The following is an 18,754-nucleotide window of genomic DNA, read 5'->3' as shown; positions in this document are numbered from 1 at the left end:
CGACTTACCAATTGCTTCCTATCCAAAATCCAAAGCCCTGCTCACCCCAGACAGAGTAATGAAACCTTAAATTAACGCCCAATAAACTAGGAACATTGGCAAAAAATCCACTGGCATACATGAGCTCAAAATCCTCGTCATTATACCAAACATCACCAACATCAATAAAAGCGCCTGTTCTAACATCAAAAAATTTTGTTAAAAAGCCTACAAACCTATCCAATGGGTCAAAAAATTTAGCGCCTATAAAGTCAAATAAAGGAAGTCTTATGTCTTCGCTGAAAATAGCATAGTTTTGTCCTTGCAGTTGGTCAAAATTGAACCCCCTAAATGATACATTCCCCCCAGCTAAAAATATTTCCGGCAAAGGTCCTTGGCTTGTGCCTGCAGCCAACCTGTGTGCTAGACTAAATTTATTCAAAATGGCATTATAATACCTAATGTCCGTATTAGCACTGTAGTATGCTAACCTCTGCTCAGTTAAATCAACTCCACTACTGAGTCTAAAATACACTCTACTTCCGCTAATAGGACCATGTCTGTCCCACAAGGTCACATCATGGTCATATGTAGTTGAAAGTTTTAAAATATTAAATCTTCTATTTTCAATATCACTATCCACGTAACTTAATGTGTCAGGAGTAGCTTCACCATAAACTTGCCTTTCAAACTCTGATAACAAATTAATTGCCCGATAACGATCAAGGTTAAAACGTTTGTTAAAGTTAACTCCAAAGTTTTTAATATTTTCTCTATCATTATAAAAAACTGAGTAAGAAGTTGCGTTTCTTAAGTTAGAAATCCCAAAAACTGCAAATCTGTTCTCACCCAACAAAATTATATTTACAAAGGCACCTTTATCACTGAATATATTATCAACGTATCCATTTAAAAAAATTCTAAAATTACTCCCATCATAAGCTGCTGCTGCTACTAAAGATTGAAGCTTATATATATCTTTGGCTGGCTCAGAAGAATCTTCAACAGGAAAGTTTTTTGGCGTTGTTAACTGTGGTCCAGAGTATGTTTTTTCTTGATAAGGTAATAAATTAAATTTCATTTGCATATTAGTTTCACTATTTTTTTGCATCAAAACATGATGTTTTTTCAACGTATATGCCAAGACACCAGAACCTGTATCAGGAGTATGTTTTTTAACATTAATCACCTTATTATCGTAAGACTGATAGTAAAGTTCATCATTGTAAATTTTTGGGTTAAATGCATGGTTTTTTGAAGCAATTAACAAGTTATTTTTTTCTAAATTAACATCATAAACATATATATTGTATTTCTCATTGTTGGTTGATGCGTAAAAGATCTTTTCACCAAAAACATCATAGCCATAACTATCACTTACAATTTTTTTGTACTGACTTTTCTTAAACTGAAAAAAGTACAAATCATTTTCTAGGTTTGTAACCCATGAAACACCATCATCAACACTTTTAGCATCAATAATATTTTTTAACTGCTTTCTTTCTTTATTTTTCCAAACCCAGGTTTCAGACTTTTCAAAAGAAAAGTTTTTTCCTGTAAAAACTAAATAATCATCTACAAATATAACTTGGCTAAAGGTCTTTAGCTTACCTCTTACAGAAATATCATAAAAATCATTACCTTCTTTCTTCCAATAATAGAGTTTATCAAACTGCTCTGTATTTGCTTGAGGTTTTGCATAGACAACAAAGTCTCCTGTATTTTTATTTATGGTTGCCAGCGCTATATTTTTTATGGAGTGGTTTATTTTTTTAAGATGCGTTTTATTTTTTTCAAGCAAGTGTATATTCAAGTACTTTTTATGACTGGTAATAATCATAAAATCATTCGATTTTTTCAAAAAATCATAGCCCACAATACTACCATTAGGTGTATATTGCTTTGCCTGCCACTTATTTTCATTTGACATCTCATAAACAATAAAATCAGATCCAGACAACATAGAAAAAGAACTCTTATTTTCTGAAACTTTGAATCTTAAAATATCATGACCAATTTTTAATGTTTTTTTTGATTGATTATCATACAAGAAAATCTCATAGGGCCCACTCTTATTCTCAGACAATGTCCACAAATATGATCCATCTTGTAACTTAGCAACCCAAAAAATTTCTTTTTTAAAATTACTTAATGTTGATCCCTTTAATTGCTCACACGCAGCTTTTTTTAAATCACACGAGTACAGACTTGATGTGACTTTATTTCTTTTTTGTTCTGATTTCTTTTGCACACTCAACTTTTCATTAATCTGAACAAGTGCACTATCATCATTTTTAAAATTCCAAATGGAGATTATAACTTTATCTTTTAATATTGTGTTTATTTTTTGTGTAATTTCTTTTGAAGAAGAATCCTTTTGAATAATTGGATTATATATAGATTCAATTCCATCTTCAGTCACTTTAAAGTAAAGTGTTTTTTCTTCTAATGATTTTATTCTTTGTTTATCGTTGTTAGCATTGGTCACTTGAATAAACAATTCTTTCTCTAAAGGAGCAATTTTTTTTATTTTATATTTTTGATTTTTATAATAAAGATAACTGCCGTCTTTATTGTTTGTAATCTTATTATTTTGATCAAACTTAACTTCAATCTTTTCACTAATACTACTGGTATCTTGGGGTGAATAAACAAAAGACTTATTCTGTGAAAAAACAGGAATCACCTTTGTTGAATCCATGTTAATTTCATTGTTTAACATATCAAAGGGCTTGGGCAGTGGCATGTGAACAATGTTAGATACAAATCTATTATTTACATTTAACAATAACGAGTCATTGTGTGACCAAGCAGCTGTTTTAATACCAGAAGGATGATTGCTTAACTTTTGTTTAGCTTTGGTTAATGTATTATAAAGATATAAATTATGGGTTCCGTCTTCATCTGAAGAAAAAAGAATATTGGTTCCAGATATAGAATACTTTGGATTATTTTCCCTAATTGTTGCTGTTTGGCTGATAGGTATTGTTTTTTTGGTTTTAACATTGTATTCAAAAATATCTCTATTGTAATAAATTCTATCCTGAGCACGCTCCAACTCTTTGGAGTAAACCAATGTATTTTTAGCCAATGAATAATCTAAATTAGAGTAATGTGCAGAATCTTCTGTTATTTGCTCAAGTTTTTTACTTTTTAAATGATACTGATAAATATTACTAAAACCATTTTTTACTCCAATAAAAATAACTGAATTATTATTTGTGATGACAGGTGAAAATATAGACCGTATATCTGGAAAACGAAAAGAACGATGTTTTTTATCAAGCTTAAAATATTTATCTTTTTTATCAAATGAATAGCCAACCAATCTTATTTCATCATGTGAACCATTTTTAATAGAGTAAACAAGTTGAGATTCATTTAACCAGGCACCCTTTCTGAAATAATTTAATGACTCACTATTGAGTTTTTTATCAGATACTATTTTACGTTTGTAGACTTTACTCAGTTCATCGATATAGTTGATATACAATGCATTACTTGAACCATTGCCTTTACCACTAACAAAGAAGTTTTTGTAGGCATGCAAAACAACAGATCTTTTTTGTATTTTTAATGCTTTTTCATAAGGGTTACTTTTTTTATACAAAAAACCATATTTCATAGACAACGATGCTTGCACCATTCTGTTTAATTCTTGTAAGGATATACCCAAAGATTGTTTTATATTTTCACTAAAATTCAGTGAAACAGAGTTTTGGTAAATTTTTTGTAAGGCTCTTTCTCCATATTTTTCGCGTATAAAATTACAAATATAGTTTCCAATTTTATACATCAACCATGTACCACGTATTTGCCACAAGTCATTGATGTCAAAAAACAAATCATTTAGATATGCATCTCTTATATACTGCTCAGCATCAGCATCCCAATATATTGAATTGGTTTCCGCTGAACCTTCAATAAACCATAAGGGTAAATTCTTTGCTCCTTTAGCTATTTGATAAATATGCGTGCCTTCATGTTTGGTCACATGTTCAAAGGTTGCCATTTCAGCCTCAAATGGAAAAACGGCCCTCTTCCATGAAAAAATTTCCGTCACCCCACCTAAACCTTCTGGAACAGGACCGCTGACGATATTGGTTTGCTCAAAGTCTTTTCTAGATTGGTAGATGATTATGGGTATTTTTTTTAAAAACTTATTTCTGACTGAAAAAATTTCATTATTACGATCATAATCGTCTTCTAAAAAAGCATGGGCTTTTTTAAATGATTCATATGCATCTTTGTCATAGTAAAACACAAAATGTTTAGACTCATATTTTTGCCAATCAAATTTTCTATACTGCGGTTTTTTTGGTCCCCAAGCTGATAAAGACATAAACATGATTCTGTTTTCTCTAACTGTCAATGGAAATAAGAATTGAACAAATTGCTCAAAAAGATCGCCGCTGCTACCATAATAATAATTATGTTGGTGCAAGTGGCTGCTTGCATACCTTAACACTTCATGAGACGAATTGAACAGCAACTCATCCATAAACAACTGTCTGCGTTCCTGAAAGCTAAGTTGTGCGCTTGGCTTTGCCAAAGCTGCTATTGACAAGAAAAGTATAAAAAGAAAACTATCAAAAAAACGTTTCATCAAAAACTACTTGACCAGTTTATCAATATTCCAACTGACATTAAGTTGATTTTTTTGACCTCGATCTGGATAAAGAATAAAATTATTCTCTACACCAAACAAAAATAAATCCTTTGTTACTTCAACATCAGCCTTACAGTAATCTACGACCAGGTCTATTTTTCCTTCTTTGACCCACTGTAAACTTTGTAAACCATCTGCCGTCTTTTGTTTTTTTAAAGTTGTTTTTGCAAGCGCATCTAACTTCAATCTTCTTCCTAAATGTGCTTCGATGTCTAATAATAAATCAAAATTATTTAGCCGATTAAAATTAAAATTATCGTAGCCCGTTAAAACTTTGTAATCAAAATAAATGTGGTTAAATCCCACGATTAAATCTGCAGACTGGATGTGCTTGATCATATCATGAACTTGATCTTCAAGATATACATGATACCGGTCATCCTCTGAATCATACAAAACACCACAAGCCATGCCCATATCTTTTATATTTGACCAGCCACCAACTTCTTGAGCCGACTTTTTTGTCTCTAAATCAAAATACAAGATTTTATACTGATTTGAATCCAAACCACTAAGCAATGACAGTTGACTCATCGTTTCCTTCCTAAAATCCTTTTATAACTAAGCCCATAAAAAATATGATCACTCTAAGCTTTTTAACGCTTCAACCCTTTCTTTAACATATTCATCTTCAGAGTGCATGTTTAAACACTTCTTGTAAGCAATTAAGGCTTCTTTTTTTTGGTCTAATGAAAAGTAAACATCACCTTTTAGTTTTTGCAGCAAATAGTGGTATCTAGGGTATTGCTTAAATGCTGTATTGATTGTTTTAAGGTAAGATAAAGCTTCATTGTACCGGCGAAGATAAAAAAACGTCTGTGCCAGATAGTAGCTGGTTAAATTCTCATACATGTTCACTTCTACTGCTTTTAATAATACCAATTCTGCCTGTTTAAACTGTTCTACCTTTAACCTTTGTTCAGCTTTTAATAAATACTCTAAGGCAATCTTTCCTCTTGCATCATTTTCATTATTGTACAAATCATTTAAGATGGCTTCCTCTTGAGCTTGATAGGCATGTTTTGGTACCTGACAAGCTGTAATGAAAAATAAAATTATAAAAAACACAGCATATTGAACCTTTATCTTAGTCATTGACACATCTCCTAACTGTATAATTGGGTAAAAACACCTCTTCAAAATCATTGCGTTTACTTTTAAAGAACCCCCATTTACAGGCTTTTTCTTTGTCTATTTTTTTAACCTTAATTCCATTGACTGTTTTAAAAGGCTCATTTCTTATGTATTTCTCATTGTTTTTCACGTAATTTAACCATACCCTCAACGCAGAATTTGACCCCGTTAATGTGCTTTCATGCTGACCTTCTAAACCAAACCAAATCACAGTCACCAGGTTTTCTGATAAGCCCACGAACCAAGCATCCCTATGATCATTACTGGTTCCTGTTTTTCCAGCATAAGTGTACTTCAAGTGATAAGCCTTTGAGCTTTTTCCTGTGCCATCTTTTAATACTCCCTGCAAAAGATTTAAAATTTGAAAGGCCACTTGTTCAGAGATATATTTTTTGCTTATGAGTTGCCTTGATTGAATAGATTGTGCCTCATGATTAACTTTTTGAACCAAGCTCGGCGTCACCGCAAGCCCTGAGTTAATAAACATGCTATAAAGCCCTGCAAGTTGAAATGGGTTTGATTCTAATGCCCCTAAAGCCAGAGCCGGAACTTTTTCATAATCACTAAAGCCATATTTTTTTGCCATTGCATAGACATCATCAAATGAATATTGCTGCACCAAGTCCAAAAATCCTGAGTTTAAAGATTTTTCAATAACTGTCCTTACGCTCACTTGTCCAAAATATTGATTGGCATAATTTTTTGGTTGCCATTGCTTTTCATCATAGTTGATAGTCAATTTTTTATCATTCACTAAGCGCGTATTACTGATATAATTATTAGAGTTGTTTTTATATTTTTCTACCAAGTAAGCTAGAATTAGCGGTTTTACAAGCGACCCCATTGGCCTTTTCATTTGATAAACATGATTGTATTGATTTTTATTTCCGCCGCCGGTTAAAATTGCTTTGATGGCTCCAGATGTAGGGTGAATACTTACAGCGCCCATTTGCAAATTTTCACTGCTAAGTTTTTGTTGACTTAAGATTTGTTTGTATATTTTTTGACCTTGTTCTCTAAGGCTTTTCTGAAAAATTGGATCTATTGATGTAAAAACTTGATAACCTTTTTCTTTTAAATCAAGCTCAGAAAAATGCTGGTTCAACTCATGGGTAATGCTATTTTTTAATGATAAACTTTGTTCAAATACTTGCCGTCTTTTTGCTAGATCAATCTTTTCATCTTTAGCTTTTATATACTCTTTTTGACTGATAATTTTTTCTTCAAACATTTTTTTTAAAACCAAGTTTCTGCGATACAAAGACCGCTCTAGGTTATTAAATGGAGAGTATCTTCCAGGAGAACTAATTAACCCTACCAACAGTGCTTGCTGTGAAATTGAAAGATTGTTTACACTATCATGAAAATAAAGTTTTGCCGCTTCTTCAAAACCATGAATTGATACGGACCCCACTTGACCTAAATAGATTTCATTAAGGTACATATGAAAAATCTTTTCTTTACTGTACATTTTATCCACGACCAAAGCCAGAACCAGTTCTTTCCACTTTCTCCATAGAGTTTTTTTATGGCTTAAAAAAAAGTTTTTCATCAACTGCTGAGTTAAAGTACTTCCTCCTTGGGCATAGGATTTTTTGGTTATATTGGTGATTAAAGCTCTAGCAATACCTTTGATGCTTACACCATGATGACGGTAAAAATCTTTATCTTCCATGGCAACAATGGCCTGCTTTAATGTTTGTGGAAAATCTTTAAACTCTAAAACGGTCCTTTTTTCTCTTTTGTCACCATAAAACTCACTTAAAAGAACTCTTGGCAGGGTAAAATGATTCAAAACTTTATTATTGTTTTGATTGCTATCAATAATATTATTTAAAAAGTTCTGTTGATCAAACTGAAATACAATCTTCTTTTTAGGACTATGGAAATAAGCAGTTACTGTATTGTCAGTTTTATTTTCATAAAAACTGGCATGTGACAATTGACTTTCACGCCCCACTTTTTTGTATGATAAAAACTGTAAATACTGAAGAATATATTGTTTTTTAAAGTACTGACCAGAATAAATAACACTCTCATCAGAATAAACTTGAGAACTTATATCCCACTGTAAAGGTTTAGAGAATTGATTAACAACTGTACGCAAAGAAAGATAGGTCTGAATAAAAAGACCTAAAGCTAGCGCTAAAAAAACAAAAAGCAAAGTCCACTTTAACTTGTGAACCTTGCTTCTTTTGTTAGTGCTCTTTTTTTTTATTTGAAAACGTTTATTTTGTTTTCGGCTTTTTTTGCTCATCTAAAATATCTAACAATTCAACTTCAAAAACCAAAACTGAATTTGCAGGAATCTGTGGTCTTGGCACTGCTCCGTATGCTAACTCAGCTGGAATATAAAACATAGATTTACCGCCAACTTTCATTAGTTGGAGACCTTCCGTCCAACCTTTGATCACACGATTAACATTAAACTCTGCAGGTTGCTTTCTTTTGTAGGAGCTATCAAACTCAGTACCATCAATCAAAGTACCTTTATAGTGAACTTTAACTTTATCGGTTTCCTTAGGTGAGGCTCCTGTGCCTTCTGTAATATGTTTGTATTGTAATCCAGACTTTGTTGTTACAACCCCCTCTTTGGCCTTATTTTTCTCAAGAAATTCTGAGCCGGCTTTTGCATTTTTAACTTTTTCTTCTTCCATTTTTTTGCGTTGATCTTCACGCATGGCCATCATGGTTTCTCTTATCTGCGCTTCAGTCATCTTGGCTTCTTTTCCTGCGAGCATATCAGAAATTGCGGCAGCAATAATGTCTACGTCCAAATCCACTTTTTGTGACTTTAACGTTCTCCCTACTTGCATGCCAATGGCATAACTTCTTTTAGCCTTATCTGTTGTAAGGTTAACATTTTTAGAAGCCTTATTCTTGATCTGATCACAAGAAACCAAGCTTACCCCCAATAATAAAACAATTGATAATGTATGTATTTTTTTCATAATTAGCTCAACATAACAAAAAAACACTCTCCAGCAAAGTTTTCTTAACTCATAGGATCATTAAGCAGAGGCTAGATTTTTAAAGTGTTTACAAGCTTGGAAAGTTAGTTTTTCTAAAAACTTGCTTTTGTTTTTAATTAGCGTCATCATTTAACCATGATCAATTTTCAACTTACCCCTGAACAAGAACAACTTAAACAACTTGCAAAAGAATTTACTCAAAATGAAGTTATTCCCAAAGCTGCACACCATGATCAAACAGGAGAATTTCCAAAAGAAATCCTAAAAAAAGCCTGGGAAACAGGTCTCATGAACAATCAAATTCCAGAAAATCTTGGAGGCCCAGGCCTAAGTGTTGTAGATGGATGTATCATAGCTGAAGAAACGGGTGCCGGCTGCACAGGCATCACAACTGCTATGGAAGCCAACATGCTATCGAGTGCTCCTATTTTAGTCGGTGGTACAGAAGAACAAAAGAAAGAGTTTCTTTCTCCTTTAACTCAAGAATTTATGTTTGCAGCGTACTGTGTAACGGAACCTGCTGCGGGCTCAGACGTACAAGGCATACAAACCACAGCTGTTAAAACTGGTTCAGACTATGTCATCAACGGACAAAAAATGTGGATCACCTCTGGTTCCGTAGCCAGTTGGTACTTTGTTCTGGCTTACACTGATGCTAGCCAAGGACACAAAGGTATGAGTGCATTCATTGTACCTGCTGATACACCCGGCATTGAGGTGGGTAAAAAAGAAATTAATATGGGTCAACGTTGCTCCGATACACGTGGCATTACTTTTAATGATGTTAAAGTACCTGAAAAATATAGAATTGGACAAGAAGGCCAAGGCTTTATGATTGCTATGGCTGCCTTTGACCACAGCAGGCCTTTGGTTGCTGCGGGCGCTGTTGGCTTAGCAAGAGCCGCTATGGAGTATGCTGTTGAGTACGCCAAACAAAGAACCAGCTTTAAAAAACCTATAGCAAAACATCAGGCCATTGCCTTTATGATTGCCGATATGGCCAAAGACATTGAAGCCGCTCGTTTATTAACTTGGTTGGCCGCAAGCAGAATTGATAACAAGCAAAGAAACACCCTTGAGGCAGCTTATGCAAAAGCATTTGCCGCGGACACTGCAATGCGTGTAGCAACTGATGCTGTTCAGGTTTTTGGTGGTTATGGCTTTAACACAGAGTATCCGGTAGAAAAACTCATGCGTGATGCAAAGATTTTTCAAATTTATGAAGGCACCAGCCAAATTCAACGCTTAATCATAGCTAGAGAGATCTTTGACCGTAAATAGATATAATCTCTATATGCACAGCAGGGTCAAAATCTGTTGAAAACTATCTGCTGTATACAAACCTTCAACTTGGCCAAAACCATAATTGACAGCGATAAATGGAACGCCTGCTTTTTGCGCAGCTGCTTTGTCTCCTTGTGTATCGCCAATATAGATTGGGTTTTGCAGCTTATTTCTTTGAATAACCGCTTCAATATTTTTATATTTTTCTTGTCCTGTGTTTCCCCAACATTCAAAATCTTTAAAATAACTCTTTAAACCCGATATATTTAAAAAATTTTCTATATAGCCTGACTCACAATTGCTGACAATATACAAAGGATAATTTTCACTTAGGTCATGGATTCCTTGCGCTACCCCCTCATAAAGCAAACTGCCTTCCATACCAATGTGGGTATGATCAAATGCTTGTTGGGCTAAGGCTTTTTTTTCTTCAAGTGTTGCTTTCTCAAACACTTTCTCAATATATTCATTGTGCGGCAAACCCATTGCACCCGCAACATCTTGCTGACTTACAGGTGCAACATTTATTTTTTTATGTTCCAACTGTTGATTGATTGTATTTGCACAAGCACCTGTACTATCCCAAAGCGTTCCATCCAAATCAAAAATAAGACTATCAATACCATCAATCTTGCTCACAGCGACTCCTTAAATCTTGCAAATTTATACTATACACTTTATACCTTGAACCATGGATTTAAACAAACAAGATATCGCACAACATATTGAGAGCACCAAAGATGATTTACTCAATGATTATAAAACAATCGTGGAGTCACCCTCTATCTCTGCCCTACAATCACATAAACCTTATATACAAGAAACAGCGGAAATTGCCGTTAAACTGATTGAAAAACATGGTGGCCAAGCGCAAATCATTCCTACTTCTGGAAACCCTGTAGTCTACGGCAAAATAGAAAATGACCCACAAGCACAGACCATTGCCATATACAATCACTTGGATGTTCAACCAGCTGAAAAAGGGAAAGATGGTTGGACGCGTGATCCTTTTAACTTTACTTTTGATAATGGTCGCTTTTATTCAAGAGGCGCCACTGATGACAAAGGTCCTGCCATGACAGCTTTGTGGGCGGCAAGCATTGCAAAATCTTTGGGCAGTAAAACCAATGTTGAGTTTATTTGGGAATTGGAAGAAGAAATTGGTAGCCCTAATTTTGAAGATTTCTTGAATAAAAATATAGTCACTGCTGATAATATTGTTATTTCTGACACGATTTGGGCTTCTGATACTCAGCCTGCCATGAGTATGTCCTTAAGAGGCAATGTAGCGGCTATTGTTAGATTGGAAGTAGGCACAAAAGATGTTCACTCTGGCATGGCGGGTGGCCCAGCTAGAAACCCTTTATCTGAATTATCAGATTTGATTGCAAAATGTGTAGACAAACAAGGTAATATCACCATTCCAGGTTTTGAAGACACATGGACCCCTATTTCTGAACAAGAAAAAGCTGGCTATACTCAATCTGGATTTTCAATTGATTACTTTAAGCGTGCGCATGGCTTGACCAGTCTACGATCTGACAACGCTTTAGATATTATGGAATCCGTTTGGGCAAAACCTACGTTTGAAGTGCATGGTATTGTGGGAGGCTATCAAGGTGAAGGTGTAAAAACTGTTGTTCCGCCACGTGCTGAAGCTAAAATTAGTTTTAGAGTGGTTCCAGGTCAAGATCCAGATAAAGTTTATGACTTGTTTGCAGCCTACGCCAAACAAATCATCCCAGATTGCACTTTGGAAAAAGAGCGTGCAGCTCAACCTTTTAGCTGTAACTTAGAAACTGCTTTAATTCCTAAAATTGAAGATGCCATTGAGTTTGGCTTTGGAAAACGCCCGGTTAAAATAAGAGAAGGTGGTTCCATTGGTGCCATTGTCAGCATGCAAAATATCATTCAAAAACCAATTGGCTTTTTAGGCATTAGCTTACCTGAGGATAATTACCATGGTCCAGATGAATCCTTTGCCTGGCAGCAAATGCAAGGTGGTGTGTATGCCTTTACACATTTACTGTGTAGATAAAAAAGGACAAAAAATTACTGATCAATCACATTGATCGGCTAATTTTTCTATAGTTTGGTACGACTTGACCAGGCATCAGGCCGTAATAATTTGCAGCAAAGCCACTTTCTGCCTTTGGAGCAACTGCTGCGTTTAACTCAACGTAAAGCGCTTCATAAGGATCATCTGTGCTTTTTTAGCGCACTATACTTTTTTTCGAGCTCATTCATTATCGCTTCGCTTCCATCAAAAGCAATCAACCAATAAATTTTGGCGTCTTCACCACAAGATTGAAAAATGCGGGCTTCATGCCCAAAAACCAAACGTCCTTTAAAATTCATAAGAGAGTAACCCTAATGCTGTTCTTTAGTGTTGGCTTGCTTCTTTTTAAAGAAATTAAAACCCTCGCAAGAGCTCATTGCTGTCGTGACTAAGACAAGCATAAAGATTTTTAAACTATTTTTTTCATGTTCACTTTCTTTATAACTTAGGCTAGGCTAACTTCTTTACACAGATAAACATCTTGAATAGCATTGAGCAGTTTCACACCCTCATCCATAGGTTTTTGGAATGCTTTTCTACCACTGATCAAGCCCATACCGCCGGCTCTTTTATTGATGACGGCTGTTTTCACAGCATCATGCAAGTCATTATTCCCAGAGGCGCCTCCTGAATTGATCAAACCGGCTCTTCCCATATAACAATTGGCTACTTGATAGCGGGTTAAATCAATCGGATGGTCTGAACTGAGCTGATCGTAAACAATAGGTGATGTTTTGCCAAATTCAATGGCATTGTAACCCCCGTTATTTTCCGGCATCTTTTGCTTAATGATATCCGCTTGAATGGTAACCCCTAAATGATTGGCTTGTGCCGTTAAGTCTGCAGCAACATGATAGTCTTTATCTTTTTTAAACGCGCTGTTTCGCAAATAACACCACAGCACTGTAAACATACCAAGCTCATGCGCCATGGCAAAAGCTTCACTGACTTCTACAATTTGCCTGTTAGAGTCTTCTGAACCAAAATATATGGTGGCCCCAATACCTGCACAGCCCATATTGTATGCCTGTTCAATATCTGCAAACATAATTTGCTCATAGGAGTTTGGGTAAGATAGTAGCTCGTTGTGATTGATTTTCAATATAAATGGAATTTTATGGGCATACTTGCGTGCAACAGACCCCAGTACACCACTGGTGGTTGCTACCGCATTACATCCACCTTCAATGGCCAACTTAACAATATTCTCTGGATCAAAATAAATAGGATTAGGGGCAAAGGACGCTCCAGCAGAATGCTCTATGCCTTGATCAACAGGCAAGATAGAAACATAGCCTGTTTTGCTTAATCGACCATGATCATACATGCTTTGTAAATTTCGCAAAACATTGATGGGTCTATCTGATCCGCTCCAAACTTGGTCAATAAAATTTGGGTTGGGTACATGCAAAAGTTCTTTGCTTATGGTTTTGCATTGGTGCTCTAGTAAGTGGCTTTCATTTTGTAAAATATCTTGGATGCTTGTAATTGAACTCATTCATGTCTCATATCAAACTGTTATTCACAGCAAAAGATTTTTTTACTGTTCTTAGTTGTATAAGTGGGAATCTTTAGTAACTGTTGAGCGAAGGTCTTACAGTTACTTATACAAAGCCTCCCTTCTCGATCAAAAAGCGTCGTTTTTGATCGATTTAAAGTTATACTTGTGATGTGCTAGTATAACTTATGCAGCTTGTGGCCCTCCCACCCAAGAAAAATGGCATAAATCCACTTTTCTTATCATTTCATCTATTGAATATAGATGATCTTAGGCATCAAGTCTGATATAGCTGCCTGCATGCAAAATGGTGATCAAATTAAAGGTATTTCAATTGATACATTATCCTATGGTGGAAATGGTATTTCCAAAGAAGATGGGAGAGCTCATATCTTTGTACCCTTTTCTGCGCCTGGGGACCGTCTTAATGTTACCATAAATCAAGTGCAAAAAAATCATGTGCATGCAACCATAGATGATATTCACACACCCTCAAAGCTTAGAAAAAACCCAAACTGTGCTTATTTTTCTCAATGTGGCGGCTGTCACTACCAACATTTAGACAAACACTTTCAAGATGAGGCTAAACAAAAACAAGTGAGAGAAAGCTTAGAAAAACTTTCTAATTTAAATGAGCTCAATATAAGCTCTTTGATGACCGACAAACCTTTCCATTATAGAAATAAAATCACTTTACATGTTCAGCATGGAAAAAACTTAGGCTATATGGATATTAACTCTAAGCTTATTGCTATTGACCAATGTCCCATAGCATCACAAAGCATCAATCATCTTATTACACCGCTTAAACATGCCTTGGCCAGTCAAGCTTGTCCTGAACTACTTTACATCACCCTTAGGTCTGCTGATCGTGGTGAAGCTGTTATTTTTAGTTTTTCTGATGACTTAAGCATTGAAGAAGCCGCCCAGTGGATACAAAGCACGTGCAAGATCAACCCCAAAACCAGTATTTATCTATGTTTAATCAACAAAGAAAAACATTTCTCTCCTTTTAGTAAGGACATGGTTCATTTGGATGGACCAGAAAAAATCAGTGAAAAAATATTCAATAAAAATATTGCTGTTTGGCCTTTTGTTTTTTGGCAAAACAACCCTGATATTGCCCAAGCTATGGCCCATAAAATGGTCACTTGGGCGCAAAACAATAAAATAAAAAAGAACCTAGATTTATACTGTGGTGCAGGTTTTTTCAGCTTTGCTCTAGCACAACATAGAATTTACAGCCTGGGGGTTGAAGTTAACGAAGATGCTGTTGATTGTGCAAAAGAGCATGCTTTACAAACAGGCCTAAGTAAGCATTCATTTTTTATTCACAATAACGTTAATAAGGCTTTAGATACTGTCATCGATAACGAAGAACGCTTTGATGCTATAACCTTAGATCCTCCTCGCAAGGGTTTAGATAAAACTATTTTTAGTCAAATTGAAAAACTTGATGTTAAACATATTGCCTATGTCTCATGCAACCCCACAACCTTTGCAAGAGATGCAAAACATTTCATTGATCTGGGCTACCACTTAAAGCAAGTTGATCCTTTAGACATGTTTCCACAAACCTATCATATAGAGCTTATTGCCTATTTTGAAAAATAATCATAAATAAATACGCTTATAGTTTTTTTGATCAGGCAAACTATAGTGCGAGCTATTGTTTAACTGGTGATTAAAAAAATAATGAAAGTTATACTTTAGCTCTGGCTCAAAGCCTCTGATCACTTTATGTAAATTTGCAAAGCCCATCTCTATACTGTTTACTTTGTGTTTTATGGCATAGTCTATTAACATATAATACATTACTTCAAAGTGAATATAGTCTTTATCGTAAAGACTGCCCCAAAATCTTCCGCAGAGTATGTTTTTATGCAAAAATGCCCATGATACCGCAACGGTCTCTTGATCTTTCGTTAAAAAATGTAAAACAATATTTTCAGGACATCTTTGCCAGGCCTCGTAAAAAAAGTTTTTGTTTAATTTTGACATGATCCATTGTTTTCTGTGATGGGTCAATTTAAACAAGTGCCAAAAACAATCAATGTGCAATTTTTTAATAGTGTCCCCAGTCAGAGTTTGTTTTTGATAGCCTTTTTGATGAATATGACTGCGTTCTTTTTTAATCTGACAACGATACTTAGACTTTAATGCCGCTAAAAAACCTTCAAAGGCTTGATAATTTTTATTATACCAGTAACACAGTTGTTTTTTTGAACTAAAGAACCCTAAACTTTTTAAAGTTTCATAATCCTTTTTTGAAGGTAATGTGACATGCACTGAACTGTATTTTTTTTGCTCTGCCCAAAGCAATAAAGATTCATATACTTTATTAACACTTAAGGTTTTATTGCGTTGAATAAACTTATCCTCGGCTATCGGCACATAGGGTAAACAAACTTGAACTTTTGGATAGTAGCTTGTTTTTATATGTTCTTGAACATACTTTATACAAAAATTATCGTGAGAAAAATCGTCATTAGAATAATACCTTATAAAAAAAGGTAATACAGCCTCATACTGCTCCAACTTAACCTGGTTTTTAACTGGGTTTCTCAATTTTATTATAGTGTATTGATTGTTCTTAACTACAAGCCCATACAGCAACCAGTCTTCATGTTGATTGATGCATCCTGAATTATTGAGTATTTTTAAATAGGTCCATGTATTAAAATATGGAGAACTTAAAGCTGCCTGTTTCATTGTGCTGTGAGCTCCTTAAAGGTGTGCATTTGAAATTTAAATTGGTGCTCAGCACAAAGCAATCTGCTTCATGCAACAATCCATGTTTTTTTAATTTTATGCAAGACAAAAATATTGACACTCTATTTTTATTTGATAGTTAAATAATTAAGCAGATCGCTCAGTCCCAATAGACTTTTATCATTACTTGTAAATCTAAGGACATATAAATGCATCAAAACCTTTTTGTTGTTAAGTTAGGCGAATCTAGCTTAGGTAAAAGCAAAGACTTAAAACGCTCACTCCCAAAAATTATTGCTTTTTTACATCACTTACAAAAGCAAAATAAAAAAATTATTTTAGTTGTCTCAGCTTTATCGGGTCACAGTAGAAAAATCAAAAAAATCATAGAGAACATTGCAGCTGTAAATTTGGACAGCTACAACACTTTATTTTGTCATGCTGAATTTTTTTCATGCAATCTGATTGAAACATATTTCAACCAGCATCAACTCAACAGCAAAGCTTTAATTTTTGAAAAAACACCTACTCAGCTATTGAGTAAAGACAATGCTCGGGAATGGGAAATAGAAAAAATCAATCAAGAAGATATATCTAACTGTATTAAACAAAATATTATTCCTATTGTCCCCGGTTTCATAGGTCAATCAAAACAAAATAATTATCAGGCTATGAATTTTGACTGCTCTGATGTAACAGCACTGCACTTAACAAAGCTTTACAACGCTCAACAATGCATATTTTTAAAAAATCCTGGAGCATTGCATATATGCAACCCTATGATTGTTAAGAAAGCAAAAACGATCTCCAATTTAGACTATACGCAGTTAAGTTTATTTTCCGAAAATACAAGCACAATAATTCATGAAAAAGCCATCAACTACGCTAAAAAACATGACATAAAACTTATGCTGACTTCTTCTGCTCTTAATGACCAAGCGACAGAAATTCATAGCACGCAAAGTTATCAACAAGCTATTATGGGCATACTGTATCAACAACAAGACAACAGCCTTTATAAAATTATAATCTTATGCAATCCAAACACTGAAGTTAAAAATATCTTTGCTTTGATAGAAAACAATAAAGACTTTTCTCAACTAAAATTCATGCTTGGAAACCATTCTGTAGAAACCCACAACATAGCAAAATCTCAACTGCATGAATATATAAGTTCTTTATACCTTCATCTTTGTCAATAGCTATAAACACCATTTACTTTATAGGAATAAAATCATGAAACAGAACTTACTGATTTTAGGTAATAAAATTTTATTTGATGCGCTTAAAAAAAGTGAACCATGCAATGAGAGCTTAAACATATTTCACTTAGAAACCAACAGTTCTTTTTCAAAGCAGGCTTTGAATAACTATATGCTTAAACATCAAATAAATTATGTGTATCCAACATCAATTAATTGGCGCCAATTCGTTGATGAAGCTTTTATAAAACAACAAAAAATAAAAGTTTTAGCCGTTAACAAACAAGCTCTGGCTATTGAAAAGGACAGATTTTTTGCTAAGACCCTTTGTAATGAATACAAAATACCTTTTATTGAATCTTATACTTTTGATAGGCAAAGCGAAGCAGTAAGCTTTATTCAAAATAATCCTGCAGCGTATGTTATTAAAAATAGATATTCTTCTCCAAACAGTAAAATAAAAACAACCGTTTGTACTAGCTATGAACAAACTCTTGCCATCATTAAGCAAACAGACTGTAGTGATGGTATTTTTTTGCAAAAATATGCAGGCGAAGATGAAGCAGGTCATACTGTTTTTATCACTAACGGTAAGGTCTATCCTTTTTGCACCAACCAAGAGTATAAAAAGCTGTATACAGGCAATTTAGGTGAAACTTTATCCACTCCCATGGGAGGTATTGTTGAAATTGACCAAAAGGATCATTATGGATTGGTGGAACACCTTATTCAACCCTTAATACCTTGGTTTAAAAAAGTAGCTTATTGTGGTCCTTTGCAAGTTACAGCAATAAAAAAGAATCATACTTGGCATGTTTTAGAATACAACGCTCGTCTAGGTGTAAGCTCTGGTCCCATGATCATGTTAAGCATGAATAATTTTTTCAATACATTTAAAAACATCTACCTTGGTAAAGCATTTGATATAGAAATAAAGCCTAACAAAAAATACTCTAGTCTACTTCATATTGTTTCTCACCAGTACCCTTATAAAAATTCACCTCAATACTATCCTATTGAAATGAAAATCTATACAGATGGCGTGTATTTTTGGGACAATATTATAGAAAAAAATCGTACTTATTATGCTCAAAAAGGTCATGGCATTGTAAACATCATCTCATCTCATGATCATTTTAACTTATGTATAGAAAAGCTCTATACTTGTGCACAAGATATTCAGTCTTATGGAAGCTTTTATAGAACTGATATTGGTAAAACCCTTTGGCCTTTATGAGATAGACT

General features: G+C 34.4%; 14 protein-coding genes. 5 read left to right on the top strand and 9 right to left on the bottom strand.

All coding sequences use genetic code 11. The features are described from left to right. Positions 1-4: 4 nt before the first annotated feature. From MRY82_09370 to MRY82_09350, 5 genes are read right to left on the bottom strand one after another with little or no spacing between them, the layout of a single operon-like run. On the bottom strand, positions 5-4,585 hold the full coding sequence (locus MRY82_09370) for a hypothetical protein (protein ID MCI5073132.1): 4,581 nt from the start codon (positions 4,583-4,585) through the stop codon (positions 5-7). Between the two features lie 6 nt (positions 4,586-4,591). Then, on the bottom strand, positions 4,592-5,182 hold the full coding sequence (locus MRY82_09365) for a DEAD/DEAH box helicase (protein MCI5073131.1): 591 nt from the start codon (positions 5,180-5,182) through the stop codon (positions 4,592-4,594). A 48-nt stretch (positions 5,183-5,230) separates the two neighbouring features. After that, a complete protein-coding gene (locus MRY82_09360; GenBank protein ID MCI5073130.1) occupies positions 5,231-5,743 on the bottom strand; it encodes a tetratricopeptide repeat protein in 513 nt (170 codons plus the stop codon). Further along, positions 5,736-8,039 carry a penicillin-binding protein gene (locus MRY82_09355; GenBank protein ID MCI5073129.1) on the bottom strand — a complete coding sequence of 768 codons (2,304 nt, stop codon included), beginning with the start codon at positions 8,037-8,039 and terminating at the stop codon, positions 5,736-5,738. The genes MRY82_09360 and MRY82_09355 overlap by 8 nt, the downstream gene beginning before the upstream one ends. Then, positions 8,011-8,733: an FKBP-type peptidyl-prolyl cis-trans isomerase gene (locus MRY82_09350; GenBank protein MCI5073128.1), complete on the bottom strand. Its 723-nt coding sequence runs from the start codon at positions 8,731-8,733 to the stop codon at positions 8,011-8,013. Before MRY82_09350 ends, MRY82_09355 begins: the two co-directional genes overlap by 29 nt. 159 nt (positions 8,734-8,892) lie before the next feature. Between MRY82_09350 and MRY82_09345 the strand changes: the two genes are divergently transcribed. After that, on the top strand, positions 8,893-10,035 hold the full coding sequence (locus MRY82_09345) for an acyl-CoA dehydrogenase family protein (protein ID MCI5073127.1): 1,143 nt from the start codon (positions 8,893-8,895) through the stop codon (positions 10,033-10,035). Positions 10,036-10,044: 9 nt separating this feature from the next. On the opposite strand, the gene MRY82_09340 is transcribed toward MRY82_09345, so the two are convergent. Beyond that, on the bottom strand, positions 10,045-10,677 hold the full coding sequence (locus MRY82_09340; GenBank protein ID MCI5073126.1) for an HAD family hydrolase: 633 nt from the start codon (positions 10,675-10,677) through the stop codon (positions 10,045-10,047). Positions 10,678-10,729: 52 nt separating this feature from the next. Here MRY82_09340 and MRY82_09335 point away from each other — a divergent pair, with 52 nt between their 5' ends. Further along, positions 10,730-12,076, top strand: coding sequence for a M20/M25/M40 family metallo-hydrolase (locus tag MRY82_09335; protein ID MCI5073125.1), 1,347 nt, complete (start codon positions 10,730-10,732; stop codon positions 12,074-12,076). A gap of 161 nt (positions 12,077-12,237) precedes the next feature. On the opposite strand, the gene MRY82_09330 is transcribed toward MRY82_09335, so the two are convergent. Together MRY82_09330 and MRY82_09325 are read right to left on the bottom strand one after the other, a co-directional pair. Then, positions 12,238-12,396 (bottom strand): hypothetical protein, encoded by a 159-nt coding sequence (locus tag MRY82_09330; protein ID MCI5073124.1) that lies wholly within the window; start codon positions 12,394-12,396, stop codon positions 12,238-12,240. A 146-nt stretch (positions 12,397-12,542) separates the two neighbouring features. Continuing rightward, a complete protein-coding gene (locus MRY82_09325) occupies positions 12,543-13,595 on the bottom strand; it encodes a class I fructose-bisphosphate aldolase (GenBank protein MCI5073123.1) in 1,053 nt (350 codons plus the stop codon). Between the two features lie 300 nt (positions 13,596-13,895). Between MRY82_09325 and rlmD the strand changes: the two genes are divergently transcribed. Then, positions 13,896-15,209 (top strand): 23S rRNA (uracil(1939)-C(5))-methyltransferase RlmD, encoded by a 1,314-nt coding sequence (rlmD, locus tag MRY82_09320; protein MCI5073122.1) that lies wholly within the window; start codon positions 13,896-13,898, stop codon positions 15,207-15,209. Here rlmD and MRY82_09315 read toward each other — a convergent pair whose 3' ends face one another. Then, complete coding sequence (locus tag MRY82_09315; protein ID MCI5073121.1) at positions 15,210-16,307, bottom strand: GNAT family N-acetyltransferase; 1,098 nt, start codon at positions 16,305-16,307, stop codon at positions 15,210-15,212. Positions 16,308-16,516: 209 nt separating this feature from the next. Here MRY82_09315 and MRY82_09310 point away from each other — a divergent pair, with 209 nt between their 5' ends. Both MRY82_09310 and MRY82_09305 read left to right on the top strand, forming a co-directional pair. Next, a complete protein-coding gene (locus MRY82_09310; GenBank protein MCI5073120.1) occupies positions 16,517-17,509 on the top strand; it encodes a hypothetical protein in 993 nt (330 codons plus the stop codon). Positions 17,510-17,543: 34 nt separating this feature from the next. Continuing rightward, positions 17,544-18,746 (top strand): hypothetical protein, encoded by a 1,203-nt coding sequence (locus MRY82_09305; GenBank protein ID MCI5073119.1) that lies wholly within the window; start codon positions 17,544-17,546, stop codon positions 18,744-18,746. Positions 18,747-18,754: the final 8 nt, after the last annotated feature.

The organism is bacterium, assembly GCA_022763185.1.
In the GTDB taxonomy this organism is placed as follows: Bacteria; Bdellovibrionota_G; JALEGL01; order JALEGL01; family JALEGL01; genus JALEGL01.
Note: the sequence above shows the minus strand (reverse complement) of the source record. Positions and strands in the feature narration are given on the sequence as shown.